The sequence below is a fragment of the Streptomyces sp. NPDC001401 genome (assembly GCF_042895385.1).
Classification (GTDB): Bacteria; Actinomycetota; Actinomycetes; order Streptomycetales; family Streptomycetaceae; genus Streptomyces.
In genome coordinates this window covers 336548-357371 of the sequence record NZ_JBIAWI010000011.1, presented here as the reverse complement: position 1 = coordinate 357371, position 20824 = coordinate 336548, and the positions used below count along the sequence as shown (strand labels likewise).

Here is a 20824-nt window from a genome sequence, read left to right as displayed (position 1 = left end):
TGCCGATATCAAGGATTCCGAATCGGGATCAACGCTGGAGACCATATTTTGGGAGGGCGTGAATTACTTGTCCCTTGTATTGGGCACCTCCGCCCCCGCCGCGTGGACTCGTACGCTTATGCGCGCTCTACGTGTCCTGAACTCGCCGCGCACCATGGCGGCAGAAGGAAGTGCGATGAACAAGCTCACGCTGACGGCGCACGACCGTACGGAAGTTGCCCCGCTGCTCCGCGACATCGCTGCCCGGTACGCCACCATCGAGGATCCGGAGCTCCAGCGCCGAGCGCCGCTGCTCGCGCGGCGACTGCCCGCACACCTTCTGGAGTTCCTCGAGGACCACCGGTTGCGCGAGCCGGCTGCGCTCTGCCTGGTCTCCGGCTTCGAGGTGGACGAGGAGGAGATCGGACCGACACCGGAGCACTGGCGCGGCAGCCACCTCTCCTCGCCCACCCTGCGCTACGAGGTCTTCTTCCTGCTGTGCGCCTCGGTGCTGGGCGACGTGTTCGGTTGGTCGACCCAGCAGGACGGCCGGATCATGCATGATGTCCTGCCCATCAAGGGCCACGAGCACTACGAGCTCGGGTCGAACAGCCTCCAGCACCTGTCCTGGCACACGGAGGACGCGTTCCACCCCTGCCGCGGGGACTACGTCGCCCTGATGTGCCTGAAGAACCCCGATGCCGTCGAGACGACGGTCTGTGACGCGGGCGATCTCGACTGGTCGGAACTGGACGTCGACGCGCTCTTCGAGCCGGCCTTCACCCAGATGCCCGACAACTCCCACCTGCCCGTGAATTCGACGTCGACGGGCGATCCGACGATCCGGAGGCTGCGCGAGGACAGCTTCCGGACCATCGAGGAATGGAACGCGAATCCGGTCGAGCGACCGGTCCTTTTCGGCGACCGGACCGATCCCTACATGGTCCTGGACCCGTACCACATGAAAACCGAGGGCTGGACCGAACGCTCACTGGCGGCTTACACCGGACTGTGCGACGAGATCGAGTCCAAGATGAAGGGCGTGGCCCTGGAGCCGGGCGATGTCGCCTTCATCGACAACTTCCGTGCCGTGCACGGCCGCAACTCCTTCCAGGCCCGCTACGACGGCACCGACCGCTGGCTCAAGCGTCTGAACATCACGCGCAACCTCCGAGGTTCGCGGGCCTGGCGCCCGGCCGCGGACGACCGGGTCATCTACTAGGTCGTTCTCCTGGTGCCCCGATCCGTGAGTCCGGCAGAGTTGCTGCCGGACTCACGGCTTCAGCAGCAGATCCAGGTTGGCCAGTCCCGCCGTGAGCTCGGCACGGGTACCTCCGAAGCCCAGCCGGACATGGTTGCGGTACGCATCCCCGAAGCACTCCCCGGGAATCAGCAGCGTGTGGTACTCCTCGGCGAGCCTGCGGCACACCTCGGTCACATCCTGGACGCCGGGCAGTTCGACGAGCGCGCTGACGCCGCCGGCAGGAGGGGTCAGCCGGACGCGGTCGGGGCGCTCCCGCGCCCACGCGAGCAGCAGTTCCCGGTTCCCCAGAGCGTGTGCGCGCTGCATCGCGACGATGCGGTCGGCGTTGCGGACAGCCCGCTCCGCGAAGAACTCGAGCACCGGTGAGACGTAGAGCGCCACGTAGTCGCGCAGATAGGCCATCTCCGTCAGCAGCTTGGGGGGCGCCAGGCACCAGCCGGTGCGGATGCCCGCCAGGCCGTAGCTCTTCGAGAACGTACCGAAGGACAGGCTGCGCTCGTAGCGGTCGTGGGGCAGCGGCAGGTTCTCGGCTTCGTAAGTCATCTCGCCGAAGGCGTTGTCCCATACGAGCCAGGCGCCGGCGGCGGCCGAGATCTCGATCAGCTCGTCCTGCTGCTCGCGGGTGATCGACACACCCGTCGGGTTGTGCGGGAAATTGACCACGATCATGCGCGGCCGCTCCACTGCCACGAGCTCCCGCAGCCGGTTCATGTCGACGGCGAAACCGTCACCGCAGGAGAGATCCCACCTGCGCAGGCGACACCCCCGGGCCACGGCGATGTCATGAAGTTGCTGGTAGGCCGGATCGACCACGATGACATCGTCCCCGGCCCGCACCAGGGTCTGCATGACGAGCCAGATCGCCTCGCTGGACCCATGGGTGACCATCACGCGCTCGCTGTCCCCACCCGTCCAGCGGTCGGCCAGCGCGGCGCGCAGATTCCGCCCCCCGAGGGGCTCGCTGTCGTGGAACGGAAGCGCCGACAATTCGGCCAGCTCGAAGCCGGCGACGTCGCACAGCTCACCGACGGTCAGATCCCGGACGCCGCTGCTGCCGATGTCGTGGTCGACCGCGTGGTAATAGCGCCGCATCCATTCTTCGAGCTTCGCGAGTGGCAGTTCCATTACTCCCCCAACCCTCTGACTGACGACGCGAGATCGTCGAGATCGTCAAGGCTCTCGAGAACCAGTTCCGGGTCGATGCCGAAGTCGACGAGGAAGGCGATCTCGGTGACACCGATCCCGGCGAAGCGGCGGACCCGCTCCACACAGGTGGCCTTGTCGCCGACCAGGCCGCCGCCACCCCGCAGCCGGCCCTTGGCCGTGGCCACCATGTCGTCCAGATCGGACGCCGACACTTCGGCAGCCTCGTTCTGCAACTGCAGATCGAGGTGGCGGCGGATGTAGGCGTCATAGGACGAGTCGAGTGCTTCCGCCACGGCGCGCGGATCGTCGTTGACGTACGTGTGCAGCATCAGCCCGACCCGGGGATCCGGGGTGTGGCTGGACGGCACGAACTCGGAACGGTAGAGGGCGATTCTCCGTTCGAGGTCGTCGAAGCGTCGTCCGGTGAAGTTCGTGACGATGCCCATGCCTCGCCGCGCCGCGTGCACGAACGTCGTGTCGGACTGCCCGGACATCCACAGGGGAATCTCGGATCGCCGCGGGCGCGGATACGTCATGACCGAGATCTGGTCGCCGTTGCCGTCGGTCCGCTTCTCCGCACCCCCGTGCCACAGCCGCGTGAACCGGTCCATGGCATCGTCCAGGGACGCGAGTCGCCCCTCGTAGGCCTGCGGTGCCAGGGCGAAATCGTTGGCGTGCCATCCACTGGAGAAGGCGATCTCCGCGCGTCCCGCCGACAGGTTGTCGACCACCGACCATTCCTCGGCGACACGAACGGGATCGTGCAGGGGCAGCACCACACTGCCCGCCCTGATCGCCACCCTGCTCGTCGACACGGCAAGTGCCGCACCCAGCACCGAGGGATTGGGGTACAGACCGCCGAACACGTGGAAGTGCCGTTCAGGCGTCCACAGCCCGCACATGGCGCTGTCGTCGATGCGCGCGGCGACAGCCTTCACCAGCGCGTACTGATCCGTTCCGGCCCCTCCCGCCTCCGCGTCCGCGGAGAAGAAGAAGATGCTGGTGTCCACTAAGCGATGCCTTCGACGCGGGCGCTGCGCGGCCGCAGATCCGTCCAGGTCTTCTCAACGTAGTCGAGACACCCCTGGCGCGTGTCCGCCTCATGGCTGATGCTCCATCCGGCCGGAACCTCGAGAGTCGCCGGCCACAGAGAGTACTGCTCCTCGTCGTTCACGAGCACGAGAAAGGTGCCGTCGGGATCGTCGAACGGATTCATGGTGCCTCACTCATCGTGTGTCGACAGCTCGGACAAGAGGCAAGCTACTGCCGGACCACCTGCTTGCACTGTCACGTGAAGCCAGGACACCGACGGCCGGCTCCGCGCCCGGCCGGATCAGTCGGCTCCCATGGCCAGGAAACGGACCGCGAGTTCGGAGATGGCCGCCAGATCGGCGTTGCCCGCACTCACCCGCAAGGTCTGCCGGTCCTCCGGCAGGAACGCGGTGCCGGGGACCACCAGCACACCGTGCTCGCGGACGAGGGCACGCACGACCTCCGCGGTCGGACGATCGGCGAAGGGGTGCCTGATCCAGCCGAAGAACCCTCCGCACGACAGCAGTTCGAACCCGCCCGGGCGCTCGGCCATCGCCTCGCCCAGCCACGCTCTCCGGCGGGCGAGTTCCCGCGAGCGGTCCACCCGCCACCGACGGGCGTGCGTCAGTCCCGCCCACACCGCTTCCTGGCCGATCCGCGGGGCGCACACCGCCACGCAGTCGAGGAGCTTGCACACCTCACGATTGAGCGCGGCCGACGCCACCACAGCCCCGACCCGATAGCCGGGAACGGCAAGGTCCTTCGAGAACGAGTGCAGGCTCACCACGGTCCGCGCCCAGGACGGATCCGCGAAGAGGTCGTGCGCCGGCCGGTCCGTGGACCGGAAGGAGCGATAGGTCTCGTCCACCACCAGGGCGATGCCGCGCCTCGCGGCCAGCGCCGCGAACGCGGTGATCTCCCCCGGGGGCATCGTCACGCCCGTCGGGTTTCCGGGGGTGACCAGCACGATCGCCCGCGTGCGCCCGGTGATCAGCGGTTCCGCGTCAGCCGCGCGCGGCACCAGGTCCGCATCGGGCTCCAGGTACACCGGCACGATGCCGTTCATCCGGAGCCACATGTCGTGGTTGAAGTAGTACGGCAGCGCCAGCACGACCTCGTCACCGGGGTCTGCCAGCGCGGAGGCGACCAGCGAGAACGCCTGGTTGCACCCTGCGGTGACGACGACGTTCTCAGGGGTCACCCGCCCCGCGTACGCTTCGCTCAGCTCGGCGGCGATCGCGGCGCGCAGCCGCGGGATTCCGGGCACCTCGGTGTACTCGCTGCCCTCTCCACGACGGACGAGGTCGGCCACGTGCTCGCTCACCACCTGAGCCGGCGGATACTGCGGTGCGGCCTGCGCGAGATCGAGCAGCTTCCCCGCGTACGCGTGCCCTTCGAGCAGATCGTAGGCGGTGCTGATCGGTGAGTCGCGCTGCTCGACCGTCTGACTCCGCAGCCGCATGGGCCCCTCTCCACTGTGGTCGTTCAGGGTTGCCGGCCAGCGACCGCTCGCCGGCGAGAAGCGTGCTCTCACCGTAGCGATCTCCTCAAGCCCCAGGAGTCCCTGAAACCGGGGAGTTCTCGCGCCCGCGACGGCTGCCGGATCATGGAGCCCCGATAGGACCGTGCTCTCTGATGACAGGTCAGCAACGCCTATGACGATCCAGCAGCAGACACCGCCGTCCCCGGCCGCGCAGCTCGGGCCCTCGCCTCCCACGTGGCACCAGCGCGCGGGAGCGGCCGCGATCGCGCTCGTGCTGCTGCTGATCGGCACGGCGAGCGTCTGGTCCCTGCAGCCCCCTTCTCCGAGGCCCGCCTCCGCACCCCGGACGGACTTCTCCGCGGAGCGCGCCCTCGCGAGGATCGATGACATCGCCGCCGCTCCGCACCCCGCGGGCTCCGCAGCCGCGGCCGACGTTCGTGACTACCTCGTCCGTGAGCTGCGCCGCCTCGGCACCCGGCCCACCGTGCAGACGCGCGTGGCATCCCGCCTGCCGACGGACGGCTATCCGACACTCGGCAGAGTGAGCAACGTCTACGTTCATGTGCCGGGCTCGAAACCCACCGGCCGGGTCCTGCTGGTGGCCCACTACGACTCCGTGCCCACCGGTCCCGGCGCCAGTGACGACGGCGCCAATGTCGCCGCCGTCCTCGAGATCGTCCGTGCGCTCCGCTCGCTGCCGCAGGCGCGCAACGACATCGACGTGCTGTTCACCGACGCCGAGGAGCTCGGCCTGCTCGGCGCCCAGGGGTTCGTCGACTCGGGAGTGGCCGGCGATCCGCGTCGTGTCGCCGTCGTGAACCTGGAGGCCCGCGGCGTTTCGGGCCCTGCCCTGATGTTCCAGATGGAGGGCGGTCTGACCTCCGCGGTGGCCGACGCCGACGCGGTGACCACGTCGTTCGCGGGCGCGGTGTACAGCCTGCTCCCCAACGACACCGACCTCACCGTCCTGGCCGCCGACGGCATGCGCGGGATCAACCTCGCCTTCATGGGCGGCGTCGCCAACTACCACACGGCCCACGACGACATCGCCCACGTGAACGCCGCAAGCGTGCAGCAGATGGGTGACACCGCCCTCGCCGCCGTGCGCTCACTGGGCGCCGCCGACCTCGCCGAGGACGAGCCCGAGGCCACCTACTTCTCCTTGTTCGGCACTGTCGTCTCCTATCCGGCCTGGCTCACCCTGCCGCTGGCCCTCGCCGCACTCGGGACCCTCGTCCTGGTCCTGGTCCGCGGCCGGCGTCACGGACTGCGTCCCTCCCGAGCCGGACTCGCGGCGGGCTCGTTCACCGCCGTCCTCCTGACCGCCGTGGGCATCGGCTTCGGCGGATGGTGGCTGCTGACCGCGCTCCAGCCCGCTTACGGCTTCGGCATCGGTGCCGTCTACGACCCGGAGCCCTACCTCGTGGCGGGGGCGCTGCTGATGGTGGCGGCCTTGCTCGTCTGGTACCGGTGGGCACGCCGCCGCATGTCGCCCGCGGAGGCGACCACCGGCGTACTGGGCTGGTTCGTGGCGCTCGCGCTGGTCAGCGCCGTCCTCCTGCCCGGAGGTGCCTATCTCTTCACCTGGCCGGCCCTGATCGGTCTGGGCGCCCGGGCCGCGACGCTGCACGCCGAACCCCGCTCGCCGCTGCACGTGCTGGCCGCCGTGGCCGCGGCGCTGCCCGCCACCGTCCTGCTGCTCCCCGTCGCGGTGCTGGTGACGGCCGCTGTCGGACTCGGCCTGAGCGCCGCTCCCCTGCTGATGCTGACACTGCTCGCCGCGACGGCGCTTCCTCTCGTCGAGCCACGGCCGAGCCGACGCGTCTCCGCGGCACTCGGGGCGAGCCTGCTCCTGGGAACGGCGGCCGCGACGGTGGTCGCCGCCTCCCTTAACGGGTACAGCAACGACAATCCGCGCCCCGTCAGCCTCGCGTACGCCTGGGAGGCCGACACCGGCACAGCCAGTTGGCTCAGCCGGGGCGGGCGGGAGCAGCCGGCCGTGGGGCGGCTGCTCACCGCCGGACCGAGCCGGCTGGACGACCGGATCCCGTCCCTGTCCGGGGCGCCGCTGTACCACGGCCGCGCACTCGAGGCCCGCGATGTCCCCGAGCCCCTGATCAGGCGTACCGCCCCCGACGAAGTCGCCCCCGTCACCGGGGAGCGCACCGTGCGACTTCACCTCACCGTGCCCGACGACGCATTCATGGTGGACGTGTTCGCGGACACCACCCGCCACACGGTGCGGGGTGCGACGGTCGACGGCGTGGACGTCGATGCCGCGAAGGCCGCGCTCGCCGAACCCTGGGGCTGGGGATTCCGCTACGCCGCGCCGTCGGACAAGGGCATCGACCTCACCCTCCGGACCAAGGGCGACGGCCCCCTGCGGCTCCGCGTCCTGTCCGCCACCTCCGGCCTCCCGGACGGTGTCGACGCACCTCGGCTCCCGCCGGGTACCGGTTGGGCGGGCTTCCCGGCGTTGTCGGGGCAGACCATTTCCGTACGCACCTTCTCGTTCTGACACGGGACACCGGAACGGCCGGATCCCTCGGCGGGCCTGCCCGCCGAGGGATCCGGCCGTTCCGCGCCGAGTGGACCGCCGCCCCCTCAGGCGCGGCGGGACGCCTCGGACTCGAGATCGCTCAGCAGGGCCTCGACGTCCTCCACCGGCTCCTGCTCGGCCTGGCGGTACGCGATGCGCCGCCCGAGCATCTCGACCGTCGCCGAGGCGAAGATGTCGCGCAGGGTGAGGTCCACCTGGATGGTCTCCCGGATCCGGATGTTCAACTGCGTAGCGAGCAGCGAGAATCCGCCCAGCTCGAAGAAGCTGTCATGGACGCCGACCCGATCGACCTTGAGGAGTGCCGCGAGGATCTCGGCGAGCTGACGCTCCACCGGGGTTCGCGGAGCGACGTACCGGTCGGCCGTCTCCCGCGACTCCGGGCGGGGCAGAGCGGCCGGATCGTACGCGCCGTCCGCGGTCAGCGGCAGCCGTTCGAGCACCACGAGATGCCGTGGGAGCAGTGCGTCGGGAACGCGCGCCGCAAGCCGGGGCGTGGCCGCGGCCAGGTCGAACTCTCCGTCCTCGGTGACCACATAGGCGACGAGTTCCGTGTCCGCGCCGGCTTCCGCCGTGTCCACGACGAGGGCGTCGACGACGCCCGGGAGCTCACGCAGCGCGCAGGTGACCGGAAGAGTGTCGGCCGACGGGTCGCCGCCGGCCGTGCCGACCATCTCGAACGTCCCGTCGGCCCAGCGCCGCCCGAGCTCCCCGCCCCGACCGCCCTCCGTGCGGAGTTCGGCGACCTCGCCGACCGCCGCATCCTGTCCGCCGCGCCGGACGAGCCGCACAGGACCGTGCACGGCATGGCCGAGCGGAATGCGCAGAGGTGCTGTCTCCACCACCCACCCGTCCGGAATGTCGTGGACCGTCGCGGGCCGGCCGTCGGGCCCGATGCCGTACAGGCCCGTGCACCGGGCGTCCGGGGCCATCCGGCGTACCGCGACGACGTCCTGTGCCACGAAGGATCCCGTGTTCTCGACCACGACGTGGCGCAGTCCGGGCAGGGAGGAACCCGCCAGGCCACGCAACACCTCCGGCCCCGCGTACAGCACGCTGACGCCGGCACTCTCCAGCTCCGCGGCGAGCGCGCCTGTCGCACCGGCGGCCGTCCGGTCGACCAGCACCACGGTCCCTCCCGCGGCGAAGGCGGTGAGGAGTCCCGAGATCACATGCGGGGTGGAGCCGGAGAGCACCGCGAAGCGGTCGTGGGAGCCGAACCCGTAGCGTGCCACCGCCCAGTCGGGGCCGTCACCGGGGACGGCCGTGGCGAGACCCGGCTCCGTCCCGTCGCTCGGCGGGCTGTCGGGATCGATGACGTGCACCTCGTCCGGCCCGAGCCGCAGCGTGATGCCGGAGCCGTCGGAGCGCACCGCCAAGCCGCCGGCGGTCTCCAGGGCATCGCCCGAGCGGTCCAGGGACACCCGGATTCCGGCACGCAGACATCCCAGGAGCGCGGCCACGCAGAGAGCGGACGGCCGCCAGGCGAGGACGACTTGGCCCTTGATGTCGGCGTGTGGGGGAAGGCTCCGCGTCACCGCCCGGGAGACGCGGTCCGCCACCTCGTCGCAGCGGCGGTAGGTCCACTCGCCGTCGCGGTCGACGACCGCAACCGCATCGGGGTCGGCCGCCGACAGCAGTCCACGGATGGGTGCGGGGGACTCTGCTGCCGGCGACTCACCGGGGGAGGCCGGCCGGTACTCGCTCAGAGGGCGGTCGGGAGCGTGCGTCGCGGTCCGGAGGATCGCCGTCATCTGCTCCAGAAGCTGCTCGATCATGACGCGCTCGTAACGGTTGGCGTCGAATTCCAGGTCGAAGCGGAGGACCCCGTCCCATTCGCGCGCACTCAGGGTCAGCTCGAACTTGCTGGGCCGGGCCGGAGTGTCCAGCAACTCCCCCGTGGTGCCTGCCAGGGGATGGACCTCAGGGGTGTCGACCCCGTTCAGGATCACCTGGAACAGCGGTGTCCGGGACGGGACACGGGTCGCGGGCAGCTCGCCGACCAGCAGGTCCAACGGCGCTTCCGCATGCGCGTATCCGCCGAGCGCCGCCTTGCGGGCTCGGGCGAGAAGCTCGGCGAACGTCGGGTCACCGCTGAGGTCGAGCCGGAACGGAAGCGTGTTGACGAAGAAGCCGATGAGGTTCTGCAGCCGGGCGTCGGACCGCCCCGTGATCGGCACCCCGATCACCACGTCCTCCTGGCCCGACCAGCGGCCGAGAACCGTCCCGAACCCGGCCAGGAGCGCCATGAACGCGGTCGCGTCCGCCTTCCGGCACAACTCGCCGAGCGCACTCGTCTCGGCTGCCGAGAGCGCGGCGGACACCCGTCCGCCCACCAGAACGTCGTCCGGCGTGCTGCGCCGCCGGCTGGGGAGCGCCAGGGAGGCCGGGGCGCCGGCGAGATGCTCGCGCCAGTAGTCCACCTGCTGCTGCAGGTACTCGCCGGTCAGCCATTTCCGCTGCCATGCGGCGAAGTCGCGGTACTGGACCTCCAGTTCGGGCAGCTCCGCCCGCTGCGGATCGCCGCCCGCCGCGTACAGGGCGGACAGCTCCCGCACGAAGACACCGACCGACCAGTCGTCGCACACGATGTGGTGGGCGGTGATGCTCAGCAGATGCTCGGCCTCGCCCACCCGGATCACCAGGCAGCGCACCAGGGGGCCGTGTTCGAGGCTGAAGGGCTCGGCGGCATCGGCGTCCATCAGTGCGCGCGCCCGGTCCTCACCGTCGGGCCGCGCGCTGACGTCCTCGAACCGGAGATGCCAGTCCTCCGCGAGGTCGTCGACGATCTGCACCGTCCTGCCGTCCTCCACGGGAAACCGGGAGCGCAGTGCCTCGTGCCGGTCCATGATTGCGCGCAGTGAGGCGTCCAGGGCGGCCACGTCCAGGTCGCCGCGGAGCCGCTGCCGACCGTGCACATGGTAGGCGGCGCTCGGCAGGAGCTGGTCCTCCAGCCAGAGCCGCTGCTGGTCGTAGGACAGTACGGGTTCGGCTCCCGCAGGGCGCCGGCTCACCTCGGGCCACCGGGCCGGCGCGGCATCCACCACGTGTTGCGCCAGGGTGGCCACCACGGGGGACTCGAAGAAGTCCATCGCCCGGACCCGCACCCCGTACCGCTCGTGGATCTGTCCGAGGGCCCGCACGGCCATCAGTGAGCTTCCGCCGAGATCGAAGAAGTCGTCGAGCACGCCGATGTCGTCGCGTCGGAGGATGTCGCGGAAGATCGCGCCGATGCCCTCCTCGACCGCGGATCGGGAGGTCGCCGTACCGTCGCTAGCGGGGTGCGCCGCGTCATCAGGGGTCACGTCTGTCCGATCGGATGCATGGGGCGAAGGATGAGAGGCCACAGCGCTCACGTTAATTGCGGGTCCGGACCTCGGTGGCGTCGCAGAAATCGGGTACCGGCGCTCGTGCGTCGCAGGTGGGGGCCCGTCACTCGAACACCGGACAGGAGACCTGCCCGGAGGCCGGGTTGACTGGGCGTACCTGGATGCCGGTCCGCAGAGGGAGCTCTCATGTCACCGATCGACAAGCTGTTTCCCTATCGGAGGGAGACCGACGGATTCGAGCTGTTCGCCTTTCCGCACGTCGCGGCGGGACCCACGCTGTTCCACTCGCTCCGCGAGGCGGCCGCGCCGGCGGGGATCTCCGTGACCGGGGCGTTGCTCCCCGGGCGTGGACGCAGGGTCCGGGAGGCTCCGCACCGCTCGATCCAGTCGCTGCTCGCCGAGATCGAAGAAGCGGCGACGCGCGACGACTTCGCCGCCTTCTCCGGAGACTACGGCCTGCTGGGGCACTGCTCCGGCTCCCTCGTCGCCTTCGAGATCGCACGTCTGCTCGTCCGGCTGCCGTGTGCGAATCCGCAGCTGCTGGTGGTCTGCAGCTGCCGACCGCCGGAACTCGTTCCGGACACCGGCACCAGCAGGCTCTCCCGCGAGGACATGTTCGCGCGTACCGCCGCTCTGGGAGGCATGCCGGACGCGCTCCTGGCCGACCGGGACTTCCTCGACCTGCTGGAACGGCCGATGCGTGCGGACTGGGAGGTCTTCGACGGCTACGTGCACACCGACTCCCCCGCGCTTCCCGTCCCGATCCTGACGGCGCGCGGGGCGGACGATCCGACGGTGCCCGCGGCGGAGCAGCCCCTCTGGAAGGCGCAGACCCGGGAGCTCTTCCGAAGTGTCGAACTGAAGACCGACCACTGGATGCTCTCCGACGAGGGGTCCCGCGCCCTCACCCACGAGATCTCCGCAACGCTCTCCGCGATCCGCGGCTGACTACGCGACCCCGCCGGCGAGGCCGGCGAGCGTCACGTCCGGGTCGGCGGCGACCCGGTCCAGAACCGCCCGGTAGTCCCGCACCAGGCGATCGGCCGCCGCCGCACCGAGCGAGCCCGCGCGGAACCGCAGCAGCCCGTGCGCGGTGCCGGACACCTCGGCGATCACGACCTCGACGGGTACCGCACCACCGCCGAGGGCCAGCGGGAACTTCTCGACCGGCAGGGACCCCAGCCGGCCGCGGACCGCCGAGGGACCCACCTGGGCCAGCGCGGCGAGCTCGGTGATGTCGTGCGCCGTGCCCGGCTGCCGCGGGGGTGCCTGGTTGACGGTGAACAGCACATCCACGAGATGCCCGCGTCCACCGACGCCGTGACGTTCCCGGAGCAGGGACATCGGGTAGTCCTGGTGATCCAGCGCGCCGATGACCTGCTGCCGCACCCGACCGAGCAGCTCGGAGAACGACAGGTCGCCGGCCGCTCGGCAGCGGATCAGCGAGGTGCCGGCGCAGCATCCGACCACGTCCGCGAACTCGGGACGGGTACGGCCCATCACGGGTGTCCCCACGACCAGATCGTGCTGACCCGTCGTCCGGTGCAGGACCGCCATGAACGAGGCGAGGAGCAGGACGTACAGCGTCACGTGCTCGTCGGCGGCACGCGCGCGCAGCGCGTCCGTCAGCTCCGCGGTGAGCGCGAACTCGATCGCACCGCCGTCGCGCCCGCCCCTGTCTCCTCCGGGAAAGGCGAGCCGTGGCCAGGCGGTGTCCGCTGCGATCTCCAGCTGGTCGAGCCAGTGGCGCTCCATGCGGCGTACCCGTGCGTCGTCGGCCAGGACGGCATTCCGCCAGGCGGACACGTCGAGATAGGTGGCGCGTGGCGGCGCCAGGGTGAGCTCCTGGCCGGCGGAGTAGGCGCTGTAGAAGGCGCCCACCTCACGGGCGAGGAGCGTGCTGGACCAGAAGTCCGTGATGATGTGGTGCATGCGTACCAGCAGGACTTCACCGACCGCGGAGCGGTAGAGGTCGACCTGCAGCAGGGGACCGGTGACGACATCGACGGGGGTGTTCGACACGGCGTTCAGACGTGCGGCGAGGGCGTGTTCGTCCAGCTCGGGCACGTCGTGCACCCGGACCGTGACCGGGCTCTGCGGACGGACGACCTGTACCAGCTCCTCGTCCCGCACCTCGAACGTCGTCCGCAGCACCGGGTGCCGGGCGACGACGGCGTCCAGCGCCTTCTGCAGCGCGCCGAGATCGACCGACTCCGGGAGCCGCAGTGCGGTGGCGACGGTGAACTCGGGATTGTCCGGATCGAGTTGCTGCATCAGCCAGATCTCACGCGCGCCGTGCGACAGCGGTGCCCGTACTTCTCCGGTCGCGTCCCATGCCGGCGCGGGGGCCCCGTCCCCGGGCGTTCCCGTCCCGGCCACCCCGGGGGCGCGCTGTGACCGGCCGTCCGTGATCCGCTCGAGAACCCCCTCCATGGTCCCGCCAGCGAGCACGTCACCGAGCGGCACCGTGACACCGAACGCGGCTTCCATCCGGTGCTGCAACGTGACGAGGGCGAGCGAGTCCAGGCCGAGTGACAGCAGCGGAACCTTCACGTCGAGGGTGTCGGGCGCGACATCGACCAGCTCCGCGACGAGGGCACGCAGCCGGTGCTCCAGATCGTCGCGGGGCCCGGGCCGCGCTTCGACCGCGGGCGCGGTGGCCGCGGGCACAGCGGCTGCGGGCCCACGCTCCACGGCCGCCTCCGTCAGCTCGCCCGCCAGGTAGCGCGCGCGACACAGGCTGCGCTGGATCTTGCCGCTGGAGGTCTTCGGCACCGTGCCGGCGCGCACCAACAGGATCGTGTGGGCCCGGAGGCCGTGGACGAGAGCCACGTCCTCACGAACCCGGGCGGTGATCTCGACGCCCTCGACGGTCCCGGACGCCCCGCGCACCTCCATCACCAGGACCAACCGGTCCTCGTCACGGTCATCGGGCACCTGGAACGCCGCGGAACAGCCGACCCGCAGCCCCGGATGCGCGTGCTCGGCGGTGTACTCGATGTCGTGCGGGTAGTGGTTCCGGCCGCGGACGACGAGCAGGTCCTTGCGCCGCCCCGTCACCACGAGCCGGCCCTCCAGCCGGAACCCCAGATCCCCCGTGCGCAGGTAGCCGGCGTCCTCGCCCGCGAGGCGGGCGCCGAAGACGCGCTCGGTCGCCTCCGGGCGACGCCAGTACCCGCGGGCGACACTCGGCCCCGTCACCCAGATCTCCCCCACCATGCCGTCAGGGCATCGTCGCCCGGTGCCGACGTCGACGATCGCGATCTCCTGGTCCGCCGCCCCGGAGCCGCAGGAGACGAGCGACACTTCCCCGCCCTCGCCGGGAGCGGCGGCCGTATGGCCGGCCAGTGCGTCGCGATCGACCTGGACACGAGGCACCGGTTTACCCCGTTCCGTGCCGCTCACGATCAGCGTCGCTTCGGCGAGGCCGTAACACGACAGGAAGGCATCCGACCGGAACCCTGCGGGACCGAAGACAGCGGCGAACCTGTCCAGCGTCGTCGGACGGATCGGCTCGGCCCCGTTGAAGGCCACCTGCCAGGTGCTCAGGTCCAGCTGGTCGACCTCCTCCGGAGTGGCACGGCGCGAGCACAGCTCGTAGGCGAAGTTGGGGCCGCCGCTGATGGTGACTCCGAGACTCGAGATCATCCGCAGCCAGCGCATCGGCTGCTCGAGGAAGTGCAACGGAGACAGCAGCGTCACGGGGCAGCCGGCGTACAAAGGCTGCAGCAGGCCGCCGATCAGACCCATGTCGTGATAGGGCGGCAACCAGATCAGGGCCTGAGTGTCGGGGTCGGTGCCGAAGTACCCCTGGATCATTCCGAGGTTGTGCAGCAGATTCTCGTGCGAGACCATCACGCCCCGCGGTGCCGCCGTCGAGCCCGAGGTGTACTGGAGCAAGGCCGTCGCGCCGGGGTCGACCGCGACGGGTGCGGCCGTCTCGTCGGGCACGGCGTCGACGGCGATCCAGCGCAGCTTCCGCAGGGGTGGCGCATGCTCGCCGAGCCCGTCGATGAACCCGAGCAGATCCGATGTCGTCAGGGCGGTGACGGGATCGGCGTCGTCCACCACACCGATGAGCCGGGGCAGGGTGCGTTCGGGCCGGAACGGGTCCGGCGGATAGGACGGCACCGCCACCACTCCGGCATAGAGACAGCCGAAGAAGGCGGCTACGTAGTCGAGTCCGGGAGCCAGCAGCAGCAGGGCACGGTCCCCGGGCGCGGCGCCGGCGGCATGGAGCGCGGCGGCGATCGCGGATGCCCTGCGGTCCAGGTCGGCATGGCTCAGCGTCTCCCGCTCGGCTTCACCATCGGTCAGATAGGTGTAGCCGACCACGTCCGGCCGCTCGCGCGTACGCTCCCGCAACAGCTCGGAGACGGTGCGCGAGACCACGAGCTGTTCCTTCGGCGCCACGGCGGACCTCCAGCAAGAGGGACGGCACCCGCGCGTGCGCGGCAGCACCGCTGACGGCAACCGAGTGTCGGGAGAACCGAAGCTAGGCAACGCCTGGCGAGGCGTCCTGTCACCGGAACTTGGGGCGACGCCGATCCTCGGACGGCACCTACCGTGTCACTCATGAAAGGCCGCGAGATCCACTTGGCTTCGAGGCCCCTCGGCTGGCCGTCGGAGGACGATTTCCGCCTGGCCGAAGTCGTGGTGGCCGAGCCCCGGGCAGGTGAACTGCTCGTCCGCAACCAGGTGATGTCCGTGGACCCCTACATGCGCGGACGGATGAACGAGATCCCGTCGTACGTACCGCCCTTCGAGATCGGGCGACCGCTGGAGGGCGGCGCCGTCGGTACGGTGATCGAGTCCGGGTCGGCGCTCTTCGCAGCGGGCGATGTCGTCCTGCACCAGGCCGGCTGGCGGGAGTACGCGGTCGTGCCGGAGGACGCCGCGACGAGAGTGGACCCCGGTCTCGCCCCGCCCTCGGCCTATCTCGGCGTGCTCGGGATGCCCGGCCTCACCGCCTACGCGGGGATCCTGGAGGTCGCCGCCCTGCGACCGGGCGAGGTCGTCTTCGTGTCGGCCGCCGCCGGTGCCGTCGGCAGCGCGGCGGGACAGATCGCGCGGTTGAAGGGGGCCGGCCGGGTCGTCGGGTCCGCCGGCTCCCCGGAGAAGGTCGCGTACCTGCGCGGCATCGGGTTCGATGCCGCCTTCGACTACCACGACGGGGCCCTGCGCCGCTCCCTGCGCACCGCCGCGCCGGACGGCATCGACGTCTACTTCGACAACGTCGGCGGGCGGCACCTCGAGGTCGCCATCGGCGCCATGCACCCGCACGGTCGGATCGCCCTGTGTGGCGCGATCTCGATGTACAACGCCGATGAAACACCGGCGGCGCCCCGGAACCTGGCGCTCTGCATGGGCAAGCGGCTCACCCTTCGGGGCTTTCTCGCCGGCGATTTCGCCCACCGGCGGGATCAGTTCGTCGGGGAGGCCGCCGACTGGCTGCGCGACGGCGAGCTGCACTACCGGGAGACGTTCGCCGAGGGCCTCCAGGCAGCCCCTCGCGCCTTTCTGGACATGATGCGCGGACGCAACCTGGGCAAGATGCTCGTACGCCTCTGACCAGGACGGGTGCCGACCGGCTTCCTGCCCGGGACGCGGGCGCGCACTTGCGGCCCGGCTCACACCGGGTTCAGCGTGAGACCGGCCGCCGGTCGGCGCGTGCGTCAGACCGAGGCGAGGAACGTCCGCACGCGGTCCATGAGCAGCTTGGACGCCTCCTCGTCGAAGGCATCGAGCGACGCATCGGTGAACAGGTGCTGATCGCCGGGATAGACGAACAGCTCCGCGGCCGAGGCGGACTTGGCCAGTTCGCGTGCCGCCGGCAGGTCTTCCTCGAAGAACTCGTCGCCCTGCATGCCGTGCAGCTGCACGGGCACACCGTCGGGCCAGGACTCCCCGAACTCCGACATGGGGATGCAGGAGTGCATGAGCAGCGCACCACGTGCGCCCGGTCGCGTCTGGGCCAGTTTCTGAGCGATCGTCACGCCGAAGGAGAAACCGACGTAGACCAACTCCGGACCGAGGTCCTCGGCCGCCGCCGCACCGCGCGCCCGGAGGGTGTCGAACCCGGTCTCCCGCGCGAACTCCATCCCCTCCTCGAGACTCCCGAATGTGCGGCCCTCGAACAGATCCGGCGTATGCACGGTGTGGCCGGCCTGCCTCAACTCTTCTGCAAACGCCTGGATCCCGTCGGTCAAGCCCTGGATGTGGTGGTACAGCAGAATTTCGGCCATCTCTGCAGTCTCCTCCTGTCAATTGAGCGACTGTTCCTAAAACGCACCAAAACGCTAGCCCCTCACCCGTCGACTGACAACCTCTCACCACACGCGTGCGGGACAGGTTATTGTGCCCATCTCCGGGGGACGGTGAGCGAATGAGTAGTGCGGCGGTTACTGACCGGCATATCTGCAGAGAGACGGCCCACGGGTCGTCCGCGCACCTTCACTGCACCCAACTCCCTTACAGTCAGCGGATGTTCCGCCACTCAGTGTCATGCACACTACCCGCGTCACATCCCTGACGACTCGAAGGTTGACATGTCCGAACAGGGGTATTGTTGTTCCCCGTTGGAGGTCTCTTATTCCCGGATAAAAACTGACGCCGCGACAAGCACAGCGAGCATCGCCCAGCACACCTGACGTCCGCCGATCGCACTACTGCCAGCGACCGCCTTTCTCCTTGGGAATCGCATGCTTCGTACAGATCTGCTCGTGACTTCTCCTTGCTTCCTGCTCGGCCTGAGCCAGGTCCTCACTGCGGCCGGGGTCAGAATTGTCGCCACCCGCACCTCGGCCCGCGAGGAGCCGTGCTGGCTCGCCGACGTGGCGGTCATAGACGCCGACGCGGCCACCGGTACAGATCTCCATATCGTCACGGACGCCGCCCGGTCCATGGCGGTACTCGTCCTGACCAACGGCCCCTCCATGAACGGCAATGACTACATAAAAGAAGGCGCGACAGCCGTCATCAGCAAACACGAGCCGGGGTCCAGAATTGTGCGCGCCGTCCAACTCGCCGCCGCCGGATTAGCCGGTCCCATGGCGTTGGACCAGCCCGGCGAAGGCCCCACGGGCACAGGAATCCAGCCGGGCTGGCCAACGCTCTCGGACCGCGAGCAGCAGGTGCTCAGCCAGATCGCCCAGGGCAGAACGCACGGCCAGATAGCGACCCGCCTGGGCATAAGCCAGCACACCGTCGACACCTACGTGAAACGTATTCGCGTCAAACTCGACGTGGGAAACAAGGCCGAACTCACCCGAGCCGCTCTCCTCGGTAAATTCGTCACCGCGACAGGGGACGAGGAAACCGCCGGCAGCACGGACATCCCGGCCCCCCGTGCAACGTCTCCCGCCGCTTCTCGCTCGGGGCGGGAAGGAGCGTCCGTGTCATAGCCCCCGGGCGCCCTGACTCCCCCACGCAATCGACCGTGGCGCGAACGGTGTCGCCCGATGTCCCCATTCGCGCGGACAGCCGAAGGAAATCTCTTCGACGGCGACACCTTCGTGGACCGACGACCGCGGCATATTGCCCCAGGGCCGGATACGGAGAGTACACGCCGCTCAGGAATGCTCCACCTCCAGTTCGAGCCACTCGGCCAGCGCGTCCACCTCCGCATCGACGGCCACCGCCATCTCCTTCGTGAAAGCCTCGTCCTCGTGGACGGCATTGACCCGGAGGACGCCCGCCTTCCGGTCCGCGGTCGCGTCGAGCTTGCCCACCAGGCGCTCGTGGAACAGAATCGGCAGCGCGAAATACCCCCAACGGCGTTTCGCCGCTGGTTTGTACATCTCGACGCCGTATTCGAAGTCGAAGAGCTCCACCGCACGCTTGCGGTCATGAACGAGGCGGTCGAAGGGGGACAACAGCGCGGCCCGTCCCTCGAAGGGCTGCCCCAGATACATGGGGTCGACGCGCCACTCGCCTTTCACTCCCTCGACGACGGCCGGCTCGCCCGCCCCACCGACGTCGTACGGCTCGATGGGCACCTTGGTCGACTTGGCGCGTGCGATTCCCAAGGCCCGCAGCCTCCGCTCGTCGCGTTCCCGCAACGCCTCCTCGGGGTCCGGAACCGGGGCATCCGGGTACACCCGCTCGGCCAGGTCCCACAGCCGGTTGCGGCCCTGCCGCCCCGCGATAGCCACCTCTCCGAGATCGGCCATGAGCCCCAGCAGCCGGATCACGTTCTGGTCGTTCGTCCACCCGGCCGACTTCCACGGAAGCACGCACGTGTCCGGGATGTCGCGCGAGAGCAGCGGGCCATCGGCTTCCAGCCGCGCAAGGATGTCCCGGCGGCAGGCATCGTTGGCCTCGAGCCAGCCGTGGAACCTCTTCTCCCAGTCGGCCACCGGCGGCCGACGCCGCATCGCGAGCATCTCGGCCCGGAAGAGCACCGCGTCCTCGACCGGCCGGACGGTCGCCCCGATCTCGACGAGTTGCCGCTCCTTCAGCACCTGGACCAGGAACTCCGGCGCATAGGCCGCGCCGAGCCTGCTCCACGACACCAGATCCACGGCCGGCGCGATGGCCGCGGTCGGATCCAGCTGCAGCAGCGTCAAGTGCCGGACCATGTCGGTCAACCCTGTCGGCCGCTCGCCGTGCAGAAGCTGCGCGCGAATCGCGATCCGCCGCGCATCCACACGACTGAGCATGTGAACGTTCATCAGATTCCCTCCAGGACACGCCCGTTCGACTCGACCACCCTGTGCCGCATTCATCGAGCGGCCGACATTCCCGGAATGTGGGGGCGTCACCGTAAGATTCGAAAGTCCCGCGTCGAGTGCACCGTTCATCCGAGCCCTTCAACAGGCAAACCGGTGAGGCGAGTCTCGGGTACGCCGCACGCGGCGTCATGCCGCACGTTCGGGTGACTGGCCTCCCGCCGGCTCTGCGCTGTCCCCTGCAGAGAGGGCTCGTCCCAAGGGCCCGCAGGCGACGGGATGAGGCAATGCGTACCGAGGAAGTCGACCACGTGTCGATCGACCTCCTGGACGAACTCGGCATCACGGCACCCGACCACGTCCTGGGGGAACTGGAACGCCACCACATCGTGGAGCGCAGGCGTGGCGCCCCCCTCACCTATCTTGTGGTGCGCCGCACGTCAGGTGCTGCTCTGGGTCTGCTTCCCGTCTACCAGTTCTCGCGCCCCTACGATGCCTCCCTCGCCCCGGAGAACATCTTCGACGACCCGCCCCCGACGACCGGATCCCGACTCTGTTCCGCCGGTGGGGCCGGCGGCTACCGGAATCACCTCCTCCTGAGGTCTGCGATCGAGCCCGCGTCCGCCGCCGACGCCGTACGCACCTTGGTCTCGGCGGCCGGGGAGCTCGCCTCGGCGGCCGGCTGCCCGCAGGTCCTGCTCCCGGACCTCGACCCCGCCCAGGCCCGATGGCTCGCGGAGTTCGAACCGGAGGCGATCGCGGTCGCGACCCGCGACAAGGCCGTGATGCCGATTCAGTGGGGCCGTTTCTCCGAGTACCTGGCCGCTCTCCCGCGCAAGCGCAGATGGCAGGTCCGCCAGGAGCGCCGCGCCTTCGCGGACAGCGGGATCGTCGTGCGCGACGAGCCGCTGTCCTCGGTCGCGGCCGAGGTCGCGCCGCTGCTCGCGCAGACCCAGCAGCGCCATGGCGACCCCGCGAGCCCCTTGGAGGCGGAGTTCTACCTGGCCATGCTCGCGACGACACAGGGTTCCGAGGTACGCGCGCTGGTGGGATATCTGTCCGGCAGACCGGTGGCGTTCTCGGTCGTGCACCGCCGCGGCGGCACCTGGGCCATCAGGGCGGTGGGCCGCGACTACGCGGCACCGGAGCACGGTCAGTACTTCAACGTGACCTATTACGAACCCATCGCCCGCGCCATCGCCGAGGGCGCCACACTTATCGACTTCGGTACCGGATCCCTGCCCGCAAAGCGCTACCGCGGATGCCGGCTGCAGCCCCTGCGGTCCCTCCTCCTGCCGACCGATCCGTCCCTAGGACGGTGACCGGTCGCCTGTTTCGGCGACACGACCGATCCCGACCCGGGCC

Annotated in this window: 14 protein-coding genes; 6 read left to right on the top strand and 8 right to left on the bottom strand. The window is 69.9% G+C overall.

Annotated elements, in window-relative coordinates:
- The first annotated feature begins 175 nt into the window (after nt 1-175).
- The gene (gene vioC, locus ACFY10_RS33330; RefSeq protein ID WP_390668945.1) at nt 176-1201 is read left to right on the top strand and encodes an arginine beta-hydroxylase, Fe(II)/alpha-ketoglutarate-dependent; all 1026 of its coding nucleotides are present in this window, start codon (nt 176-178) and stop codon (nt 1199-1201) included.
- 51 nt (nt 1202-1252) lie between these two features.
- Here vioC and vioD read toward each other — a convergent pair whose 3' ends face one another.
- From vioD to ACFY10_RS33310, 4 genes are all read right to left on the bottom strand, one after another.
- A complete protein-coding gene (vioD, locus tag ACFY10_RS33325; RefSeq protein WP_390668944.1) occupies nt 1253-2368 on the bottom strand; it encodes a capreomycidine synthase in 1116 nt (371 codons plus the stop codon).
- Nucleotides 2368-3399, bottom strand: coding sequence for a MupA/Atu3671 family FMN-dependent luciferase-like monooxygenase (locus ACFY10_RS33320; RefSeq protein WP_390668943.1), 1032 nt, complete (start codon nt 3397-3399; stop codon nt 2368-2370). The genes vioD and ACFY10_RS33320 overlap by 1 nt, the downstream gene beginning before the upstream one ends.
- Complete coding sequence (locus tag ACFY10_RS33315) at nt 3399-3605, bottom strand: MbtH family protein (protein WP_390668942.1); 207 nt, start codon at nt 3603-3605, stop codon at nt 3399-3401. Before ACFY10_RS33315 ends, ACFY10_RS33320 begins: the two co-directional genes overlap by 1 nt.
- A 117-nt stretch (nt 3606-3722) precedes the next feature.
- A complete protein-coding gene (locus ACFY10_RS33310) occupies nt 3723-4883 on the bottom strand; it encodes an aminotransferase (protein WP_390668941.1) in 1161 nt (386 codons plus the stop codon).
- Between the two features lie 193 nt (nt 4884-5076).
- Between ACFY10_RS33310 and ACFY10_RS33305 the strand changes: the two genes are divergently transcribed.
- Nucleotides 5077-7422 (top strand): M20/M25/M40 family metallo-hydrolase, encoded by a 2346-nt coding sequence (locus ACFY10_RS33305; RefSeq protein WP_390668940.1) that lies wholly within the window; start codon nt 5077-5079, stop codon nt 7420-7422.
- An 86-nt stretch (nt 7423-7508) separates the two neighbouring features.
- Here the strand turns inward: ACFY10_RS33305 and ACFY10_RS33300 are convergent, their stop codons facing one another.
- The gene (locus ACFY10_RS33300; protein ID WP_390668939.1) at nt 7509-10766 is read right to left on the bottom strand and encodes a condensation domain-containing protein; all 3258 of its coding nucleotides are present in this window, start codon (nt 10764-10766) and stop codon (nt 7509-7511) included.
- 210 nt (nt 10767-10976) lie between these two features.
- On the opposite strand from ACFY10_RS33300, the gene ACFY10_RS33295 reads away from it, so the two are divergent.
- A complete protein-coding gene (locus tag ACFY10_RS33295; RefSeq protein WP_390668938.1) occupies nt 10977-11738 on the top strand; it encodes a thioesterase II family protein in 762 nt (253 codons plus the stop codon).
- Here the strand turns inward: ACFY10_RS33295 and ACFY10_RS33290 are convergent, their stop codons facing one another.
- A complete protein-coding gene (locus ACFY10_RS33290; protein ID WP_390668937.1) occupies nt 11739-15203 on the bottom strand; it encodes an AMP-binding protein in 3465 nt (1154 codons plus the stop codon).
- A 162-nt stretch (nt 15204-15365) separates the two neighbouring features.
- On the opposite strand from ACFY10_RS33290, the gene ACFY10_RS33285 reads away from it, so the two are divergent.
- A complete protein-coding gene (locus ACFY10_RS33285) occupies nt 15366-16361 on the top strand; it encodes an NADP-dependent oxidoreductase (RefSeq protein WP_390668936.1) in 996 nt (331 codons plus the stop codon).
- Between the two features lie 104 nt (nt 16362-16465).
- On the opposite strand, the gene ACFY10_RS33280 is transcribed toward ACFY10_RS33285, so the two are convergent.
- Entirely contained in the window at nt 16466-17035 is a 570-nt protein-coding gene (locus tag ACFY10_RS33280) for a dienelactone hydrolase family protein (protein ID WP_390668935.1), read from the bottom strand.
- 456 nt (nt 17036-17491) lie between these two features.
- Here ACFY10_RS33280 and ACFY10_RS33275 point away from each other — a divergent pair, with 456 nt between their 5' ends.
- Nucleotides 17492-18193, top strand: a complete 702-nt coding sequence (locus tag ACFY10_RS33275) for a LuxR C-terminal-related transcriptional regulator (protein ID WP_390668934.1) — start codon at nt 17492-17494, stop codon at nt 18191-18193.
- A 168-nt stretch (nt 18194-18361) separates the two neighbouring features.
- On the opposite strand, the gene ACFY10_RS33270 is transcribed toward ACFY10_RS33275, so the two are convergent.
- Nucleotides 18362-19462 (bottom strand): DNA glycosylase AlkZ-like family protein, encoded by a 1101-nt coding sequence (locus ACFY10_RS33270; RefSeq protein ID WP_390668933.1) that lies wholly within the window; start codon nt 19460-19462, stop codon nt 18362-18364.
- Nucleotides 19463-19746: 284 nt separating this feature from the next.
- On the opposite strand from ACFY10_RS33270, the gene ACFY10_RS33265 reads away from it, so the two are divergent.
- Nucleotides 19747-20781 carry a GNAT family N-acetyltransferase gene (locus tag ACFY10_RS33265; protein WP_390668932.1) on the top strand — a complete coding sequence of 345 codons (1035 nt, stop codon included), beginning with the start codon at nt 19747-19749 and terminating at the stop codon, nt 20779-20781.
- The last annotated feature ends 43 nt before the right edge of the window (nt 20782-20824 follow it).